3 protein-coding genes and 1 pseudogene are annotated in these 2,968 nt (G+C 67.8%); all 4 read right to left on the bottom strand.

The genetic code is table 11. The annotated features are described in order from the left end of the window. Positions 1-218 (bottom strand): annotated as a pseudogene (locus tag R3175_RS18025) (cobyrinate a,c-diamide synthase); the annotation flags it as partial. Beyond that, positions 187-954, bottom strand: coding sequence for an ABC transporter ATP-binding protein (locus R3175_RS18020; RefSeq protein ID WP_318945728.1), 768 nt, complete (start codon positions 952-954; stop codon positions 187-189). The pseudogene R3175_RS18025 and the gene R3175_RS18020, both read right to left, overlap by 32 nt. Then, positions 954-1,925, bottom strand: a complete 972-nt coding sequence (locus R3175_RS18015) for an iron ABC transporter permease (protein WP_318945727.1) — start codon at positions 1,923-1,925, stop codon at positions 954-956. Before R3175_RS18015 ends, R3175_RS18020 begins: the two co-directional genes overlap by 1 nt. Positions 1,926-1,946: 21 nt before the next feature. Then, positions 1,947-2,807 carry a cobalamin-binding protein gene (locus R3175_RS18010; RefSeq protein ID WP_318945726.1) on the bottom strand — a complete coding sequence of 287 codons (861 nt, stop codon included), beginning with the start codon at positions 2,805-2,807 and terminating at the stop codon, positions 1,947-1,949. Positions 2,808-2,968: the final 161 nt, after the last annotated feature.

Below are 2,968 nucleotides of genomic sequence, written 5' to 3'. Positions count from 1 at the left end.
GCGACCTCCAGCACCATCGGGTCCAGGTAGTCCGGGCCGTGCTTGAACACCTGGACCTTGCGGCCGGCGTTGCGATGCAGCCGGGCCAGGGCCGCGGTGACGATGGATTTGCCCTGGCCGGAACCCGGGGCGGTGATCAGCGCAGCAGGCGCCTGGCCGGTCAGTAAGTCAGTCACGGTGTTCTCCTTATCGGACGGGAACAAAGATCGGCGCACCATCCAGCTCGGTGGTGGCCAGGCGCTGGCCATACAGCCGTTCCAACGCGTCCGGCACCAGCATGCGGGACGCGGGGCCCCAGCAGGCCTCGCCATCGGGGTACAGCAACAGCAGGTGATCGCACCAGCGGGCCGCCAGGTTCAAATCGTGCAGACACATGAACACCGCCTTGCCGGCCGCGGCTTCCCCCGCCAGCAGTTCCATCACCGCGATCTGGTGATGCAGGTCCAGGTGATTGGTGGGCTCGTCCGCCAACCAGATGGCCGGCGACTGGGTCAGTACCGTGGCAATGGCCACCCGCTGGCGCTCGCCGCCGGACAGCGTACTGACCAGCCGATCTTCCAGGTGGCTGACCTCCAGCCGCGCCAGCGCCTGGCGGGCGAGCTTCAGGTCGGCGGCGGATTCCATCTGCCAGGAGGACAGGAACGGGTGGCGGCCAATCAACGCGGTTTCCAGCACGGTGGCGGGGAAGCCATCCTGGCGTTCCTGGAACACCAGCCCCAGGCGCTGGGCCACGGTTCTGCGCCTGAGGTCGGCCAACGGCCGGTCATCCAGCATCACCTGGCCGCCACGGCACGGCCGCAGCCCCGCCAGGGTGTGCAGCAGGGTGGTCTTGCCCGCCCCATTGGGCCCCAGGACACCCCAGACCTGCCCCGGCTTTACGCTGAAGTCCAGGGGGAGGCCCCCCGGGCGCCCGGGTATGTCGATCACCAGTTCGCGGATGTGCAGTTCACTCATCAGCGACTCCGGTACAACAGGTAGAGAAAAGTTGGGACTCCGAGCAATGCGGTGATCACGCCCACCGGCAGTTGTTCCGGGGCGATCACGGTTCGCGCCAGGGTATCCGCCAGCACCAGCAGGGTTCCTCCCGCCAGGGCACAGGCGGGCAGGATCAGACGCTGGTCGTTGCCCAGCACCAGCCGCAGCATATGGGGCACCACCAGCCCGACAAACCCGATGCTGCCGGCGGTGGTCACCGCCACCGCGGTTAACAGGCTGGCCAGCACGTACACCGCCCACTCCAGCGGCCGGACCGCCACCCCCAATGCGGCGGCCTGCAGCGGCCCGCGGGCCAGCACATTGAGACTGCGTCCCAGCGGAATCACCAACAGGCAGGCCAGAGCCAGCAGCACCATCGCCGGCCAGGGAGTACCGGCGTAGGACAGATCCCCCATCAACCAGTACAACATGCCCGGCAGGCGGCGGGCCGGACTGATCGCCAGCATCAGCGTGATGATAGCCCCCCAGCCAGCGGCCACCACCACCCCGGTCAGCAGCAGACGGGAAGGCGTCCAGCTGCCGGTGCCGTGGGCCAGACCGAACACCAGCAACGTTGCCACCAAGGCACCGGCAAACGCCGAGCCGGAGATCACCAGGCTGCCCAGGCCCGCCAGCATCGCCAGCAGCGCGCCCACGGCAGCCCCACCGGACAGCCCCAGAACGTAGGGGTCCGCCAGCGGGTTGCGTAACAACACCTGCATCAACGCCCCGGCCACCGCCAGCAACCCGCCGGTGACGAAGGCGGCCATCGTCCGGGGCAGGCGCAGTTCAAGGATCAGGGTCTGTTGCAGGTCACTGCCCTGGCCGCTGATGACGCCCCAGACATCGGACACCGAAATGGCGGCGCTGCCGACGGTGATCGACAGGGCACAGGCCAACGCTGCGGCCAGCGCCAACAGGCCCAGGGGCAGCCACAGCCGGCGGGTCAAGCGGGCCTCTCCCGGTGACGTTCAACGGCGGCCACGGGCGATCTCCAGTTTTTCACAGAACAGCCGACTGCCCTCCAGCAGTCGCGGCGTTGGCCGCTGGATCAGGGACGGGGGAATGAAGAACAGGTTGCCGATGGTGGTCGCCCTCAGGTGGGTGTATCGCTGCCAGCGCTCGAGCCACTGTGGATTCTCCTCCCCCATGCCGCCGGCGAGGATCGCCTCGGGATTGGCCTCCAGCACCGCTTCGTCACCGATGCGGGGCACCAGCCGGGGCAGTTCACCAAACACATTGTGGCCGCCGCACAGGGTGATCACCTTGCCGATCAGGTGCTGGTCATTCACTGTCATCAGCGGCTCGTCCCAGACCTGATAGAACACCGGCACCGGGGCTTTGTCACGATAGCGCTCCGCCAGGGCGGCCATGCCCTCACGAAAGCGCTCGGCCTCGGCAAACCCGGCGTCTTCGGTGCCCGCCAGCCGGGCCAGTCGCTCGATCACCGAGGACACCTCCTCGAATTCCCGGGGCTCGATGGAGAACACCGGCAGCCCCAACTTGTCTAGGGTGCGGATCTGCTCCTGGGGGTTACCGGTCACCCAGCCAATCACCAGGTCCGGTTTCAGCGACACCAGCTTCTCCAGATCGAGCCGGGTGTGGCTGCCCACCGAGGTCACGTTGCGGGCAGCGGGCGGGTAGTCACTGAAGGCGACCACCGCCACCACCTGATCGCCAGCCCCCGCCGACCACACCAGTTCCGTAGCGCCCGGCGACAGCGCCGCAATGCGCTGGGCCGGCGCCGGCAGGCAGATCTCTTCACCAGTGTCGTCGGTGGCGCAGACCTCTGCCCGGGTCGCCAACGAGGCCATCGTCAAAAGGATGGCCATTGCTGCGCGTATCAGTGTGTTTGGCATAGTTCCGCTTGGTTGTTTCCGCTACCACAGACCCGGGACTGCAGGGGCATGGATTCCAGCGGCGCCCCGCCCTGGCGGGCATTGTCGAAGGCCTCGCGCTGGGCCGGGCCCAGCTGGTCCGACACCCAGTCCAT

It is taken from the genome of Marinobacter sp. (genome assembly GCF_033722735.1).
Taxonomy (GTDB): Bacteria; Pseudomonadota; Gammaproteobacteria; order Pseudomonadales; family Oleiphilaceae; genus Marinobacter.
The sequence above is the reverse complement of the archived record's forward strand: the minus strand, read 5'-3'. Positions and strand labels throughout refer to the sequence as shown.

What these genes read in the sequence shown, in the direction of transcription:
- R3175_RS18020 (WP_318945728.1), bottom strand. Translation starts at nt 954, where the DNA reads ATGAGTGAACTGCACATCCGCGAACTGGTGATCGACATACCCGGGCGC.
- R3175_RS18010 (WP_318945726.1), bottom strand. Translation starts at nt 2,807, where the DNA reads ATGGCCATCCTTTTGACGATGGCCTCGTTGGCGACCCGGGCAGAGGTC.